The organism is Spirosoma panaciterrae DSM 21099 (genome assembly GCF_000374025.1).
Classification (GTDB): Bacteria; Bacteroidota; Bacteroidia; order Cytophagales; family Spirosomataceae; genus Spirosoma; species Spirosoma panaciterrae.
In genome coordinates, this window is sequence record NZ_KB893172.1 from 696199 (window position 1) to 711661 (window position 15463).

Sequence of the window (15463 nt, forward strand, 5' to 3'; positions counted from 1 at the left end):
TAGTGATTCTTCAAAATGGTTCTTATTTTTGCACTTTATTAAGAAATCAACCATCGCGGAGAGGGAATATAATCTATTGAATCGTATTCTTCGTAATTAGACCGAATTCCGGTCGTAAACCTATATGCAAACATCAACTTACGTTCCTTACAAAGTTAAGGACATTGCGCTGGCCGAGTGGGGCCGCAAGGAGATCCGGCTTGCCGAAGCCGAAATGCCTGGTCTGATGGCCCTTCGTGCTGAGTATGGCCCGACGAAACCGCTCCAGGGAGCCCGCATTGCTGGTTGTCTGCACATGACGATCCAGACCGCCGTTCTGATCGAAACGCTGGTTGAACTGGGAGCCGATGTAACCTGGTCGTCCTGTAATATTTTCTCGACGCAGGATCACGCGGCTGCGGCCATTGCTGCGGCTGGTATTCCGGTTTATGCCTGGAAGGGAATGAACGAAGAGGAGTTCAACTGGTGCATTGAGCAAACCCTGTTCTTTGGCGAAGACCGGAAGCCACTCAACATGATTCTGGACGATGGTGGCGACCTGACCAACATGGTATTTGACGTGTATCCTGAACTGATTCAGGGTATTAAAGGCCTTTCGGAAGAAACAACGACGGGGGTTCACCGCTTGTATGAGCGTATGAAAAATGGTACGCTGCACCTGCCTTCGATCAATGTGAATGATTCGGTAACCAAGTCGAAATTCGACAACAAATATGGCTGCCGTGAGTCGCTGGTCGATGCCATCCGCCGGGCTACGGATTTGATGCTGGCTGGTAAAGTGGCCGTTGTGGCTGGTTATGGTGACGTAGGTAAAGGCTCGGCCGAATCGCTGCGTGGAGCGGGCTGCCGGGTTCTGGTAACCGAAATCGACCCAATCTGCGCGTTGCAGGCAGCTATGGATGGCTATGAAGTGGTTACGATGGATGAAGCCGCTACCCGTGCGCAGATTTTCGTAACGGCAACCGGCAACGTTAACATTATCAAAGGCCGTCACTTCAAAGCCATGAAAGACAAGGCCGTTGTTTGTAACATTGGGCACTTCGATAACGAAATCGATATGGCCTGGTTGAACGAAAACTACGGTCATAGCAAGAGCCCGATTAAGCCACAAGTCGATATGTACGAAATAGATGGCAAAGAAGTGATCGTGCTGGCCGAAGGCCGTCTGGTGAATCTGGGCTGTGCCATGGGGCACCCCAGCTTTGTCATGTCGTGCTCGTTCTCGAACCAGACACTGGCTCAGATCGAACTGTGGCTCAACTCCGACAAGTACGAGAACAAGGTATACGTATTGCCGAAAATCCTTGACGAAAAAGTAGCCGCTTTACACCTGGCTCACGTAGGGGCTAAACTGGAGCCGCTTGAGCAGGAGCAGGCCGATTACATTGGCGTATCGGTGGCTGGGCCGTTCAAGTCGGAAATGTATCGTTATTAAGGAGTAGGAATAAGAAGGAGAAAAGGGAGAAAGGGGAAAGAAAGGGCACAAAATCCGTTGCTCTCTTTTCGCCTTCCTCCCTTTTCTCCTTTCTTTTTGTTAGTATTGAAGCAGAGAAATAACGTACAATTCGGTTGTTGTCAGGCCGTCGGTACTGTATCGGGAAAACTTCCTGGATGGGCATTCGGTTTATGTACTTTATACAGGTTTGAATTGCGGCTAATCGCTTTATAATAAAGTACTTATTTCTAAATTTACGCGCTGTCTTCACTTTACTGATGATGAAACGTCTGCTCCCTGTACTGTTGTTGTTTCCCTTACTCGCTTCGGGGCAGGTGACTATCGACACACTGCACTGGAGTGCGACCCGTCGGCTGGAATTGTCCGATTTTCATTCACCTACGCAGCCGGGTTTAGGCGGCTCGGAGTTTTATTACCAGATCGGCTATGAGGTTCGGCCTACCTCGCTTTGGGGCCAACCGGCTGTCGAAGCGTTTTGCCTGATGTTCCGTAATCTGTCCTGGGTGTCGGAAACGGCTCGGAATGAACGGACATTAGCCTATAATCAGGTTCTGTTCGATCTGGTGGAGGTGCATACCCGTCTGATGAAGGCCAAACTCATTGCACTGGGCGCCGATCGTCGATTCAAGCAACAGGCCCGACAAATCGAGTACCTGACCAATTCGGAGTTAGGTGCGGAGGTCAATCTGTTTCGGGCCGAAACGGGAGGGGGCGATGATCAGGAAGCGCTGCTCCGCTGGGAGAAACAGGTGGTTCAACGGCTGCACGATACCCCCGATCTGGTCACTACGTATCGTGCGTCAAAAATAGGATATGGCGTCTTTTTTGGTGGTGGTGGCGTATTGGCAACCGGCCCTTTGGCGCAAACCATTGGTTCGGCCGGGGGCGTTGTGTTTGGGATCGATATTGCCTTCCAGCGCACCATGCTGATGTTGCACCCCACGCTGTATAATGGCACGTTACGGCAAGGCTTTTCACATCAGAATCAGATCTGGGAAAAAGATATGCCCATCAGTCCTATGTTGTTCGAAGCGGGGTTGGGTCGAATTGTGCACGACGGTCCGCGAACCCGGATTATTCCGTACCTGGGGTATCTTTTAGTTGATCTGTCGCCCCGCGACCGGAAAGATGAACGTTACCAGGGGCTATCCTTGCTGAGCCATGCTCCTACAGCCGGTTTAGCCTTTGATATAAAACTCGGTAACAACGCACCCAAAAATGATCGTACTGAAGTAAGTTTCTGGTTTATACGTACCAAACTGTCGTATAGCCCAATTCTTGATGCAAAACCTTTTTCGGGTGGTCTCATCAATCTGCAAATTGGCCTGGGCGGCTTCGGCCGTGTCCGAAAGGTGAGTTACAGGCCCGAACCAACGACCATTACCTTGCCAGGACGAACAATCTGACGCTTCGATCCTGGCCTTACGCACGGCCAGGGCTGACTTTGCATCCCAAATCAAAGAACTAAAAAACAATTTCTTAATGCAGGATAAGCAAGAGTTTCCGAACTTGCAGATGCCTATGAAAAAATACGTTCTTGTCCTGACGGTGGCCATCTTATCGGCCTGCCAGTCGGGGTATCATCTAACCAACCGAACGGCCAACCGAATCGGCGTCGATTCACTGGCGGCCGCGTCGGATCCCGGGGTCAACAGCTTTCTACAGCCCTATCGGCAGAAGCTCGACCAAACGATGAACGAGGTGCTGGCTACCTCGACAGCTCCCATCGAAAAAAAATTGCCGGAGGGGCCGCTGAATGATCTGCTTACAGACGCCCTTCTTCAGCAGGCATCGCAACGATACGGTAAACCGATCGATTGTTCCCATCTCAACTACGGAGGTATTCGGGACAATTTACCCAAAGGGGCTATTACAACCGGATCCGTTTTTGGGGTTATGCCGTTTGACAATCAGTTGGTTGTGCTAACCCTCACGGGCGATATGCTCCGGCAGTTTCTGAACCATTTTGCGGATGGGCATGGTCTGGTTATGGGGGGCGTTAAGGTAAGCCTGCACAATAAACAGGTACAATCGGTTACGTTTACCAACGGCCGTACCCTGCAACCCAACGAAACGTATACCCTGGCCCTAAGCGACTACATTGCCAACGGGGGCGATAATGCCGATTTTCTGACAAAGGCCGTTAAACGCGAAGATATAAGCTACTTAATCCGTGATGCCCTGATCGATTATGTTCGCCAGCGGGGCAAGACCGGGCAACCTCTAACCCCCACAACGGATGGACGCATTAGCATCGAATAGACGTCAGTTTCTGAAACTGCTGGGGACAGCCGCCGTCGTTGGTTCGGTTGCCCCCGATGTGCTGGCTAGTACGGGACATCGAAAGCCGACGGCGCTTACCATACTGCATACCAACGACGTTCATAGTCGGCTGGATCCATTTCCGATGGATGGGAGCCGTAACGCCGGAAAAGGTGGCGTGGCCCGTCGGGCTACGCTGATTCAAAAAATCCGCCAGGAACAAAGCAACGTACTGCTGTTCGATGCGGGTGATATTTTTCAGGGCACACCTTACTTCAATCTATACAAAGGTGAACCCGAAATTCTGGCTATGAATAAGCTGGGGTACGATGCCGGGACCATCGGCAACCACGATTTCGACGGAGGAATCGATAATATGGTGACCCAGTTTGGCAAGGCAAGCTTTCCCTTGCTGATCGCCAATTACGATTTCAAAAACACGGTCATGGATGGTAAAACCATGCCCTATAAACTTTTTGATAAAGAGGGTATCCGCATAGGAGTTTTTGGCCTGGGTATTCAGCCCGCCGGACTGATTCCGAAAGATGCGTATAAGGAAACGAAGTACCTCGATCCGGTCGAGATCGGGAATGATATGGCTACCCAGCTTCGGAACGATAAGAAGTGCGACTATGTCGTTTGTCTGTCGCATCTTGGCTTCAAATACAACGATGCCACCGTGTCGGATAACGTATTGGCGGCTAAAAGCCGGAATATTGACCTCATCATTGGCGGGCATACGCATACTTTTCTGGATGCCCCTGTGGCTGTCAACAACCTAAGTGGTCAGCCGGTCTGGATCAACCAGGTTGGTTTTGCAGGTATTAATCTGGGCCGTATCGACCTCACGTTTGAGCGAGGGAAAGCGGTTTCTAACAGCGGAACCGCTGTTGAAGTGAAGTAAAGTCCGTACCTTTGTCAAAGAGCGAAAAAGTGAAAGAGTGAAAGTGCGATTCGGTCACTATTCCTGTTTCATTGTGTCAATAGACCGAACTTTCGCTCTTTCACACTTTCGCTCTTTCGCCATTATGAAATTTGGTGTTGTTGTTTTTCCTGGCTCGAACTGTGATCAGGATGCTGTCGATGTTCTGAAATTGATGGACCAGGAGGTGGTCAAGCTCTGGCATAAAGATCATGATCTGCAAGGCTGTGATTTTATCCTTCTGCCCGGTGGTTTCTCCTACGGTGATTATCTGCGTACAGGGGCTGTTGCGCGCTTCTCGCCCATCATGAACGAAGTGATTGCCCATGCCAATCGGGGTGGGTATCTGATGGGTATTTGTAATGGGTTTCAGATTTTGGCCGAAGCGCGGCTAGTGCCGGGAGTATTGCTTCAGAATAGCAGTCAGAAATATGTCTGCAAAAATATTTATCTCAAGCCCGAATCAAAAGATGCCCTGCTAACGGCTGGGCTGGATAAGGCGGCTTACAAAATCCCAATTGCGCATGGCGATGGCCGTTATTTTGCCGATGCCGATACGTTGAAGGCACTGAATGATAACGATCAGGTTCTGTTTCGGTACTGCGATGAAAACGGGGCAATCGCTGAATCCGCCAATCCGAACGGTAGTTTGGAAAATATAGCCGGAGTTACGAACAAGGCCAAGAATGTTTTCGGTATGATGCCCCACCCCGAACGGGCTGCCGACTCCGTTCTTGGCAATACCGACGGACGACTCATTCTGGAACAGCTCCTGAAAACGGTACTGGTATAGTAGTCAAGAGTAGTCAGGTATTGTCAAGCGTGGTCAGGGGTTGTTCTATTACTCCTGACCACGCTTGACAATACCTGACTACTCTTGACCCCTTCTGACCACGCTTGACAAATTTTATTTTGCTGGCTCGTTGGTGCGTGTGGGTTGTGTTGGTATGACCTTACGCGTTTTCAGATCGAACTTCTGGCCTTTGCTCAGGTAGTAGAACGGCCCTCCGGTACTATTCATGCCCGATGGGTATTTGGAACTGCTGGCAATCTGATTGGCCTCGTAAATGCCTACATACGATGCTCCCATTACTTCAAACGTATTTTTCTGGACGAGTATAGCCGTTCCTTCGTCGATACCGATGCCGAGGAGTTCAGGCCGGGCTTTGATCACATCGATCAGGTCGAACTGGCGATTTCGGCGCATGACATGCTGGTCGATGGTGACGTTGTGGATGAAATCCAGCCCCTGCGTATGATCGCCAACCATGATCGAGTTTCCTTTGGTGTCGCCCCGGACCATAAACGAGCCCTGAATGGTAGCCCCGGCCGATGTGCCGCCGATGATGCCTCCCCGACTGAGTAGCGCGTTGAATTCTTTATGCGCCAGCGTGTTCAGGTATGAATCGGCCAGTCGCCAGTGGCGTCCGCCTACAAACCAGATGCCGGTCGCTTTGCGAATAGGGGCCACAAACGATTCCTGATTGGCTACTTTTGGGTCGCGGGTGTGCAGGATGGTAATGGTTTTGACACCCAGGCTCATGAGTTTCTCTTTTTCGCGGGGGGCGCTACTGGCGGCAGAATCCTCTCCGGCTGTTGGGATAATGATAATGTCAGCTTTGTCGGGGCCACCCGCCAGTTCAACGAATTTGTTCCAGAGTTCAGGCCCCATAGCGCCACCTCCCACAATCATCAGCGAACCCTGCTCAGGGCCAATGGTAGGCGTTTGCGACTGGCTCAGATGGCTTGTCAGAAGGAGAAGCAAGAGGAAGACGAAGTGCTTTTTCATGTCAGATTGTCGTTTGGATCCTTGTGTATTGGACACATTACCAAAGTTAATGCAAACCACGCTCTCACGAAATTATCCACGTCAGTTTCAGCGTATATGGCTGTTGCTCCCAGTTTATTCATAAGCCAGCGCTTCGCGCGTAGTAAGTCGATTGGCGCGTTGGGCCGGGTAAAGGGTTGCCAGATAGGAGCCCATCACAACAATACAAACCCAGATTGCACACGCAAGGGGCGAAATGGTCAGGCTCAACGGCGTACGGAAAGCCAGATGACCAATGAAACGGCCAAGATACGTAGACAGCAATAGCGATAGGATAAAGCCTGGAATCAGGCTGATTCCGCCGATGGCTAAACCCTCCCATACAACCAGTCGGCGTATGCGTGAAGGGGTTGCGCCAATGGCCCGCATGACCCCAATTTCACGGGTTCGTTCCAGCACATTCAGGCTCATGGTAGAAAGGAGTCCAAGCGTGCCAACCAGTGCCATCAGAAGCGCCATAGCCAGTAGGGAGTTCACCAGAATCCGCATATGGGCCGCTATGGCATTATGCAACAGCCAAACCGGCACACTCGACCGAACAGCGATGCCCGTTTGCTCAAGCTGATTTTCGACTTCGTTTATTTTCGGTTTCACGTAAGCTCTGTCGCGGCTGGAAAAAGCCATACGGAGCATGGTCGTTCGCTCAATGGGGGGAATAATCTTTAAAAAGACTTCTGCAGAAACATAGGCTGTGGCTGGGGAACCGACATCCTCGGTAAAGCCGACAATTCGCCAGGTGGTTGGTTTACCACCGATGGTCAGTATCAGTTGGTCGCCGATTTTCTGCTCTTTTTTGCGGGCTAACTGGTTCAGAACAACATCGTTTGCCGCCTGGCTTTGTAGCCAATGGCCTGCGGTCAGTGTAGGGTTCAATAGTTTGGTTGGGACCGGTAAAGCCTGAATCGTAAAGCTGCCATGTCCCTTATCGGGGTAGGTGTGAGTGACGGCAAAGGAGCCGCTTCGGGTAATCGATGCCGGGGCAACATAACCGGCTTCGAGCTGGTGTACGCTCGGTTGCTTCTTTAGTTGCGCGATGGCTTCTTCGACCTGCGCAGGATGGGTGAGTCGGATTTCGAGGTCGTATAATCGCTGGGTGTAGATCCGTTGGAGGTTGGTATCCCATGCCGACGAAAGGTTAAGGGCTGTCATAAACAGAGCACCACCAGCCGCCAGGAGGCTAAGCGTCATGGTAAGTCGGGTTCGTTGCCGAAACACATTCCGCAACGAAAGCAGGACGGTTTCGCCCAGGAAACGAATCGAGAGCAATTGAGTAAGCCACGTTGAGCCTGTTTGCCCCGACTGCGATACTCCATAATTGTCGAGCGCCTGCCGTACGGGCAAACGACTTCCCCGAATAACCGGAAAGGCAACCACTAGCAGAGGAATCAGGATACCCGTCAGAATTTGCAACAGAGGAACCCAGTTGGGTATGTGCGTGTCGGTTAGTTCGAGATTGAGCAGATTGGCAATGCGGGTGTATAGAACCGAAGCGGCTATTCGGCTAAGGGGTATACCAATCACAAGTGCAACCACGCACAGAACGAGGGTCATAAACAGGTAAAGCCGCGCAAGCTGACCAGACGTAGCTCCGATGGTTTTCATGACACCAATCTGACGAACCTGTTTGACCATGAGTGTGGCTACCGATGTTGCAACGAGGATAGAGCCGAGGAATAAAATCAGATAGCTGAACACGATAAAAATGGTCATGATCGAACTCATCTGACTTTGGTGCGGGTGCCGATTTGGGGGCGGTACCTGAATTTCGCCCACCTTGTAGCCTTTTTTCGCCAGCCAGGCCGAAACCGTTTGAGCTTGCCTGGTGATGCCCGGAACGGAATCAACCTCCGAAGCAACCTGGATTTTAAGTTGGTTGAACGATTGGGTTTCGCCCAGCCAGTGCAGCGTTTCCAGCGAGATGTAGCCGTAACCAGCCTGTTCCTGCCAGGCTGGAGCCAGTGCAGGATCATGAACGGTTCCTGTAATGTGTACCGATTTCGGACTGCCCTGCTGCGTTTTTATGGTTATCAGAGCGCCTTCCTGGGCGGCCATCATGCTTAGGGCTGTTCGCTCGACCAGCATTGTACCTAATGTCGGTTCTGTTGCGCCCGACACAGGATGGAATTTGCTGATTCGGAGATTGTCGAAGCGATCCATAACAAAAAGCAGCAGCGGATACCAGCGACCGTTGACCTTCATTCGGGCCAGCAGTGTGGCCCGTCGGTCGGCTTCTTTGATACCGGGCAACCGTTTCACACTATCGATCAGGCTACGCGGAATGGAATCATCGAGTTCGATGGTGGCCGATGCCGGTAACGTGCTGGTATAATTGCTGGTCATTTCCCGGTTCAGTACCGAATAGCTGCCTAGTATACAGCCAACGCCAAATAGGCCAATCGCAATCGACAGCACCAGCATACTGTTTTTTGCATAGTCGGACCCAAGGTCCCGCAGGATCTTTATATAGCTGATTCTCATATTTGTTTTTTGTTGCGACACAGGAGCCTGGAATCCATAGCGTAGCTATCCATCCATTAGCTTTCCTGGGTCTCTGTGGTTATTCAATTACTCCGTCCGAAATGGCAATGCTATGCTCGAACCAGGCTGAAAATTCTTTTTCGTGCGTAACCACGATCACTGTTTTGCCAGACTGGGTCAGTTTGGCAAAAAGTTGAAAAATAGCAGAAGCGGTTTGCGAATCCAGATTGCCAGTTGGTTCATCGGCTACAAGAATCGGAGGGTCGTTGGCCAGGGCGCGGGCAATAGCTGCCCGCTGTTGTTGACCACCCGATAGGGCTGATGGAAACTTGTTGGCCTGATCGGAGATGCCTACCTGGTCGAGCAATTGAAGGGCCCGATTTTTACGCTCAGCTTTTGGGTAGCTGTCGCAGAAGTCCATAGGCAGCATTACATTTTCCAGAATGGTCAGCGTGGGCAGAAGCTGAAAGAACTGAAATACGACCCCGATATTCCGACCACGCCAGGAAGCCAGCGCACTTTCGGAAAGCTTATCGATCCGAACCGTATTGACGGTTATACTTCCCGTAGTGGGTTTGTCGATGCCGGTCATGAGGTTGAGCAACGTCGATTTGCCACTACCCGATTTTCCGGTTATGGCTACTAACTGACCGGCTGGAATACCCAGCGATACCTGCTTTAAGGCCTGAAATGTACCTGATGCCAGCGTAAAGGATTTGGTTACGCCTGTAAGTTCAATGACGGTTTTGTGGTGCACCTTGTTCGTTGTTTTTGAGGCAATTCTCGCAAACAATGTCACGGCAATCGTCTGGCTAAATCCTGTTGGACGTAGTTAATGTTGAATGATTGAATGGCTGACGCAAAAAAACACCAAATCAATCAGTCATCACTTTGCTATACTCGCTGGGGGTAAGTCCGGTAAATCGTTTGAAGATGAGGTTGAATGTCGATTTGGATTTGAAACCCGCTTCCATCGCCAGGCCCAGCAGGTTGAAATGCTTCATTGCCGGATCGGTCATGAACGCCTTTACCTGTTCGACCCGGTACTTATTGACGAAGTTGTAGAAATTATCGCCCAGTCCTTCGTTAATCAACTGGGAGAGCATACTTCGGCTGATTGAGAGCTGTTTGGCCAGATCGCTCAATGTCAATTCGGGATCGAGGTAAGGTTTTTCATTGTCCATATAGTGAAGGAGCCGATCAACCAGTTGTTGGTCAGGTTTTTTAGCGGGCGTTGGGTCGGCTTCGCGAGACGAGGTGAGAGGCTCTTGCGGAGTATGGGTGGATGAAATAGTAAAAATGCTCCTCTGAAGAATGCCTTTGTAGCCTAATGCAAACACAGAGAGCGAAAGGATGACGGCAATCGTTCGGGCCGACCAGAACATCGTGCCATGATGAATCACATTCAGCAGAATAAGCAGAAAAAAGAGGTTGATACCCAGGAAAACCCCCATAAAGAACCGAACCCAGGCAATGCTTACATGTTCCTTGTTCGATACTTCCTGCTCAATCTGCTTCTGATACGTAAGCCACCGTTTATGTATGAAAAACAGGTAGACCGAAAACTGAACGACCATACAGGCCCAGAACAGACCAGATCGCCATGACCGTTGACCGACCAGATAGTTGGTCAGCGAAGGGGTAGGGGGAAGACTTTTCAGCAGGAGTGCGAAAAAAATGGCAATCAGAAACGGGATAAAATGAGCCACCGTCCCAACGGACAGCCGCACACGATGGTCGGTCAGTTCCTGAACGTATAGCCAGAGCAAGGGCGCAATCAGAAAAAAACTAGGATCGCCCAGGGCGTAGGACTTAATCGAAAAATGGCTAACAACCCGCCCGGCAAACGTGGTGTGCAGCACACTGAACGACATGGCCAGGAGCAGGATCGAGAGGAATATATTGGCCCGGTTTGCCTGAACGTTGCGGTTGTTCAGCAGCAACGTAACAAACACACCCTGAACAATGCCTGCATAAATGATGAGTAAGGAGAGCTGTTCTAAAAAGGCCACCAGGTCGCTGAAGGAAGCAGGATAAAAATAGATTGCAGGCGTAAAAATACACGTTAATGTGAAGCCGTTCGTCCATCTGGATACGGATGGACGGGTTCTAAGGGTGCCGAAGTCTGCCCTAAGTCAGTTAAAACGGCTAATAGATGGCCTCGTGGATTTCAGACTATGCTCCACATACACCAAAATCCACCGTTTATCGGGTAAAATTCACCAGATATACACTTGGGCTTTCGAGCGGCAGGTAGTGTTGTAGCTTTGTTGCGCTAACCTCATTTAACCACTGCTCAATCAAGTATCACCATGAAGTCCTTATTTCCGTATTTCATAATGGGTGTCCTGTTTCTGGCCGGGAACCGTCTGGTCGATCGTCAACAGCAGTACAAAAATTCAGAGCTGGCTCCGGCCAAAAAAACTTTTCGGTACGGTGTGTTTACCGTCGGTACGGGCGCTCCTAAAATGCAACTTACCAATAGGGCTGCCAGAACGGTTGTGGCCGATCGGCGAGCATTGAAAAATGCACCTATGTAAAGCGGGTCTATACCAACCACCGCCCACGAAGCTCCCTTTCGGTACGGAGTTTTGACAGCCTTGTAAAATACCAGACCGTAAGGGAATTTATGGTATAGTAAACGGCCTTTTACTCAGGAACCGGTACAGGCAAACCCCGCTCTCTGTTGTATTCCAGCTAGCTGCGTGATGGTTATACAAGGCAGATCAATTAGCGGAGTAGGGGATTACGGCAGGCTTGTTCAATCGTTTTTTACGCCGTTTCTTTTGTTCGATTAGCTGACAGAAAATCGTTTGCATCAGATCGGCTTGGCCGGTATAATCGGCACGAGGCTGAAACCAGTAATTGGTGAGTTCGATTTCCTCAACATTTTCCAGTTCGACCATTTGCCATCGACTTGGCGTGTGGGCATCGGGCACAATGTCCAGGCAGTAGCCATAGATGGTTAGCTGCTTTCGACCTTCTTTGGGAAACCCGAACAGATACGGCTCCAGGGTTCGCCAATTTTTATTCTGTTTGATTTGAATGACCCGTTGAGTCGTAATGGCCGAGTCGATAATGCTCCAAACAGAATCGGGTTGAGTAGTATTCATGAGTGTTCAGATATGGGTATACAGAGGAAATATTTGGTGTGTTCATATCATATACCATGCCAATTTTGGAAGGCGTTAAATGTTTTTTAAAAGGTTTATTGGCCTGAATAACAGTAGATATATATAAATTGATTAAGCAACCGTCGAGCCGCGAACAATTAGTCGGGAAGGCCGCACGATTATTTTCGATTCAGGGCGATCATCATTGACCATCAATTACTTGATAAACAGTTGTGACAGCCTGTTTGCCCAACTCATCAGGCTTCGTTGGGAAAGGAACGGACTAGCAAAAAGTCATTTTCAGGGAAGCGCTCATTTCAAGCCATCCATTTCGACCTCACTACTTCAATCAGGAGGGATTACCATCAACACAAATACCGTATCGGGTATCGCTTTGGGGCATTACCAGGATGGCAGCCCTATCGGTTCCCTGTCTCGACGAATGGCCTGGTACAGGTCATAATCAACCCGCTAACTTATAGGTCTATCCTGAACCAGACGGGTATGGATGTTCGCTAATTTGTATGGAGAATAGCCTCTTCTGAAAGCCCCCGATTAGGGTTAAAAACAACTATTTTCAATACGGCAGGATAAGCCAAACGCCAACTGAAACAAAATCTGGACGGGAAATAAAGAGTAAAGGAATGAAGGGGGACATCTTATCACGTTGGGCTGTGGGACACAGACTACTCGACCGGATGGCTTTGGCTACCGTATAAGTGGGCTATGGGGATACAACCCACGGTGATGGGTCGAAAGTTGGGAAGGTTAAAAGGCAGTCTTATAAATTAGTAATCAATGTCTAACAAGTTGACGAATGCGGTTGGGGTTTTGTGCTGGCTGGTTAGCCTGACGGTGAATGCACAGTCGGGACAAACGGTATCACTGACCAACGAGCAGGTAAAAATCGTCTGGAAGAATTCAGCTAATGGCTGGACGATTGGACAGGTATCGGTTCGGAAAGGGACAGGCTGGGTAAATGTAGCGACTCCTTCGGGCGAAAATACACTACTCTATGCCGCTGAAAAACCGTCTGATAAGCCCGATACGACCTTTCGAGACAGTGCAGGTGAGGTGTTTCCTGGGCCAAAATACCATTACCAGGAATCACAGTGGGCCGAGAGTACCAATCCGGTATCGCTGAACCGGGCAGGCCAGGCTTACTTTTTCTTTCCGGAAGAAGCGAAACAAACGGGGAAAAACCGCCTTCAATTTCAGCAGGAGACCGACGTCGCGACCATTCGTACAGAATGGTCATTGGATTCGAAGTTTGGCACAGACGTTATCGTCAAACAGACCGTGACGCCCAAAAAAGATGGTTTTTTCTCACTGGCAAGCCCGACGCTGGCTACGCTGACTGAGCAGAATCTGGCCTGGGCTACGGTGCCGGGTTATTTTCAGGGCAATGCATTTCAGAAAAACTTCGCGCTGGCTTATGCCTACGGGCACGGAATCCCGACTTTGCCTGCCATTTACCGGGAACGATGTGCCAGTACACTCTGCCCCATGCTGACGGGTAAAAACGGGATTACGCTTTCGGTTATTCCTGACCCCAGCCTAGCCCGCGATCCCTGGGCGGTCGATAAAAGTACGCAGACGACCTGGAACATTGGTCTATCACATATGAACCGCAAGGCCCAACTCTCACCAACCCTGTACTATCCGATTCTGGGTGAGCCGAAGTCAGCCCTGAAAGCGGGAGAGCCTGTAACCTACACCTTTCGGTATAGCCTGACGGATGGCGACTGGTTCAAAGCTCTGAATCACGCGGTGTATGACATCTTTCGGTTCAAGGAAACGCTGGCCTTACGACAAAGCAGGCAATCGCTGACCGACCGCATCCAGAAAATGCACCACTACCTGACCGACCCTAAAACGTCAATGTGGAACATTGAAGAGTTTGACGGTAAAAAGATTGGGGCGCAATCCTATCTGGGTGGCGTCGTCGGCTCCAACAAGGACGCCATGAAGAACTCCGATTATGGAGCTATGTGGATGCTGGCTAATGCTACCAAAGATCCGCTGTTGACCCAAAATGTGCTGCCGTATGCGCTGAATTTCAAACTGGTTCAGCAGGAAACGGGAAATAACTTTTTTAAGGGAGCCGTAGAAGGCCAGTACTATTTAGCCAAATCCAAAAAGTTTGTGGAGGAGTGGGGCGAAGTGGTCGAACCGATTGCGCTAACCTACTATACCATGCTCGATATGGGTAATATGCTCCTGTTTGAGCCTACCAATGCCGAATTGAAAGAGCGTCTACGCTTCGGAGCCGAACGATTGATGGACTGGCAAAAACCCGATGGACATTGGGCCGTTGCGTATGACCGACATACGGAAAAGGAGATGTTTAAAGACATTCAGGATGTACGCCCGACGTTTTATGGGCTGATCGTAGCGTATCGGTTGCTGAACGATCCGAAATACCTGACTGCCGCCCGAAAAGGAGCCGACTGGTTTTTGAAACATGCTATTGAAACGGGCCGCTTTCTGGGCGTTTGTGGGGATGCCCGCTACGCACCCGATTTTGCTACAGGACAATCAGCGCAGGCACTGCTGGATTTATATGACCTGACCAAAGAGGCCCGCTATCGGGATGGAGCCATCAAAGCCGCCAAAATATACACCACGTCGATCTACACCCATCCCATTGCCAATCAGACCATAAAAACCGTCAATGGCGTGCAGCGTGAGGACTGGGAAATCAGTCAGACGGGGTTGAGTTTTGAACATGGCGGTATTTTCGGATCGGCCAACCGGGCGGGCCCAATTCAGTTGTGTAGCCATGCGGGCTTGTTTATTCGGATGTATGCCCTCACAAAAGAACCGATCTTTGCTGATATGGCGCGGGCGGGCGCCATTGGCCGCGACGCCTTTGTGGATGCGAAAACGAGCGTAGCTTCCTATTACTGGAATGCCATGAATCGGGGAGCAGGCCCTTATCCACACCATGCCTGGTGGCAGGTTGGCTGGCTAACCGATTATCTGATGGCTGAAGCCGAATTACGGTCGGGAGGGAAGGTGACGTTTCCACGCGGGTTTGTGACGCCAAAAGTAGGTCCGCATCAAACGTATGGGTTTGCCCCAGGCACAGTAAATGGTGAAAAAGCGAATCTGGTCATCGACGAAAATCTGGTTACGGTCGACAATCCATCCGTCGATTACATCCTGGCGAAATCCGTACAGAGTGGTAAACTGTTTGTGGTCCTGCTGAATAATCGGGCACAAGCCAGCGATTTTACAGTGACTGCTAAAAATGGGAAGCTAATGAAAAAGCAGTTACCCGCATTTGGCATCGAGGTGATGACGCTCGACAATAAGGAATTATAGGTTGGTAAGTACGGCATGGACCGTGCCAACGGTGCGGTTCTATTTTTGACTACCTCCAAAAACGAATATGAGCTTGG

12 protein-coding genes are annotated in these 15463 nt (G+C 50.3%); 7 read left to right on the forward strand and 5 right to left on the reverse strand.

Going from position 1 to position 15463, the window contains the following annotated elements:
* Positions 1-124: 124 nt before the first annotated feature.
* From ahcY to purQ, 5 genes are all read left to right on the forward strand, one after another.
* A complete protein-coding gene (ahcY, locus tag B153_RS0102855) occupies positions 125-1435 on the forward strand; it encodes an adenosylhomocysteinase (protein WP_020595155.1) in 1311 nt (436 codons plus the stop codon).
* A 278-nt stretch (positions 1436-1713) separates the two neighbouring features.
* Complete coding sequence (locus B153_RS0102860) at positions 1714-2862, forward strand: hypothetical protein (RefSeq protein ID WP_245564819.1); 1149 nt, start codon at positions 1714-1716, stop codon at positions 2860-2862.
* Positions 2863-2977: 115 nt separating this feature from the next.
* On the forward strand, positions 2978-3718 hold the full coding sequence (locus tag B153_RS0102865; RefSeq protein ID WP_026261870.1) for a 5'-nucleotidase C-terminal domain-containing protein: 741 nt from the start codon (positions 2978-2980) through the stop codon (positions 3716-3718).
* Positions 3696-4622 carry a bifunctional metallophosphatase/5'-nucleotidase gene (locus B153_RS0102870; RefSeq protein WP_020595158.1) on the forward strand — a complete coding sequence of 309 codons (927 nt, stop codon included), beginning with the start codon at positions 3696-3698 and terminating at the stop codon, positions 4620-4622. Before B153_RS0102865 ends, B153_RS0102870 begins: the two co-directional genes overlap by 23 nt.
* Positions 4623-4746: 124 nt before the next feature.
* Positions 4747-5433, forward strand: coding sequence for a phosphoribosylformylglycinamidine synthase subunit PurQ (gene purQ, locus B153_RS0102875; RefSeq protein WP_020595159.1), 687 nt, complete (start codon positions 4747-4749; stop codon positions 5431-5433).
* Positions 5434-5547: 114 nt separating this feature from the next.
* Here the strand turns inward: purQ and B153_RS0102880 are convergent, their stop codons facing one another.
* The 4 genes from B153_RS0102880 to B153_RS36450 form a co-directional block, all read right to left on the reverse strand.
* Positions 5548-6429: a cyanophycinase gene (locus B153_RS0102880; RefSeq protein WP_020595160.1), complete on the reverse strand. Its 882-nt coding sequence runs from the start codon at positions 6427-6429 to the stop codon at positions 5548-5550.
* Positions 6430-6543: 114 nt separating this feature from the next.
* Positions 6544-8946, reverse strand: coding sequence for an ABC transporter permease (locus B153_RS0102890; RefSeq protein WP_020595162.1), 2403 nt, complete (start codon positions 8944-8946; stop codon positions 6544-6546).
* 79 nt (positions 8947-9025) lie between these two features.
* The gene (locus tag B153_RS0102895) at positions 9026-9703 is read right to left on the reverse strand and encodes an ABC transporter ATP-binding protein (RefSeq protein ID WP_020595163.1); all 678 of its coding nucleotides are present in this window, start codon (positions 9701-9703) and stop codon (positions 9026-9028) included.
* Positions 9704-9821: 118 nt separating this feature from the next.
* Entirely contained in the window at positions 9822-10958 is a 1137-nt protein-coding gene (locus B153_RS36450) for a helix-turn-helix domain-containing protein (RefSeq protein WP_020595164.1), read from the reverse strand.
* Between the two features lie 300 nt (positions 10959-11258).
* On the opposite strand from B153_RS36450, the gene B153_RS0102905 reads away from it, so the two are divergent.
* Positions 11259-11486, forward strand: coding sequence for a hypothetical protein (locus B153_RS0102905; RefSeq protein WP_020595165.1), 228 nt, complete (start codon positions 11259-11261; stop codon positions 11484-11486).
* A 186-nt stretch (positions 11487-11672) separates the two neighbouring features.
* Here the strand turns inward: B153_RS0102905 and B153_RS0102910 are convergent, their stop codons facing one another.
* Complete coding sequence (locus B153_RS0102910; protein WP_020595166.1) at positions 11673-12059, reverse strand: hypothetical protein; 387 nt, start codon at positions 12057-12059, stop codon at positions 11673-11675.
* Between the two features lie 798 nt (positions 12060-12857).
* Between B153_RS0102910 and B153_RS0102915 the strand changes: the two genes are divergently transcribed.
* Positions 12858-15386 carry a glycoside hydrolase family protein gene (locus B153_RS0102915; protein WP_020595167.1) on the forward strand — a complete coding sequence of 843 codons (2529 nt, stop codon included), beginning with the start codon at positions 12858-12860 and terminating at the stop codon, positions 15384-15386.
* Positions 15387-15463: the final 77 nt, after the last annotated feature.

Excerpts from the sequence above, each read along its gene's own strand:
- B153_RS0102915 (WP_020595167.1), top strand. The coding sequence starts at position 12,858 with ATGTCTAACAAGTTGACGAATGCGGTTGGGGTTTTGTGCTGGCTGGTT.
- B153_RS0102880 (WP_020595160.1), bottom strand. The coding sequence starts at position 6,429 with ATGAAAAAGCACTTCGTCTTCCTCTTGCTTCTCCTTCTGACAAGCCAT.
- B153_RS0102860 (WP_245564819.1), top strand. The coding sequence starts at position 1,714 with ATGATGAAACGTCTGCTCCCTGTACTGTTGTTGTTTCCCTTACTCGCT.
- B153_RS0102905 (WP_020595165.1), top strand. The coding sequence starts at position 11,259 with ATGAAGTCCTTATTTCCGTATTTCATAATGGGTGTCCTGTTTCTGGCC.
- B153_RS0102910 (WP_020595166.1), bottom strand. The coding sequence starts at position 12,059 with ATGAATACTACTCAACCCGATTCTGTTTGGAGCATTATCGACTCGGCC.
- purQ (WP_020595159.1), top strand. The coding sequence starts at position 4,747 with ATGAAATTTGGTGTTGTTGTTTTTCCTGGCTCGAACTGTGATCAGGAT.
- B153_RS0102870 (WP_020595158.1), top strand. The coding sequence starts at position 3,696 with ATGGACGCATTAGCATCGAATAGACGTCAGTTTCTGAAACTGCTGGGG.
- B153_RS0102890 (WP_020595162.1), bottom strand. The coding sequence starts at position 8,946 with ATGAGAATCAGCTATATAAAGATCCTGCGGGACCTTGGGTCCGACTAT.
- B153_RS0102865 (WP_026261870.1), top strand. The coding sequence starts at position 2,978 with ATGAAAAAATACGTTCTTGTCCTGACGGTGGCCATCTTATCGGCCTGC.
- ahcY (WP_020595155.1), top strand. The coding sequence starts at position 125 with ATGCAAACATCAACTTACGTTCCTTACAAAGTTAAGGACATTGCGCTG.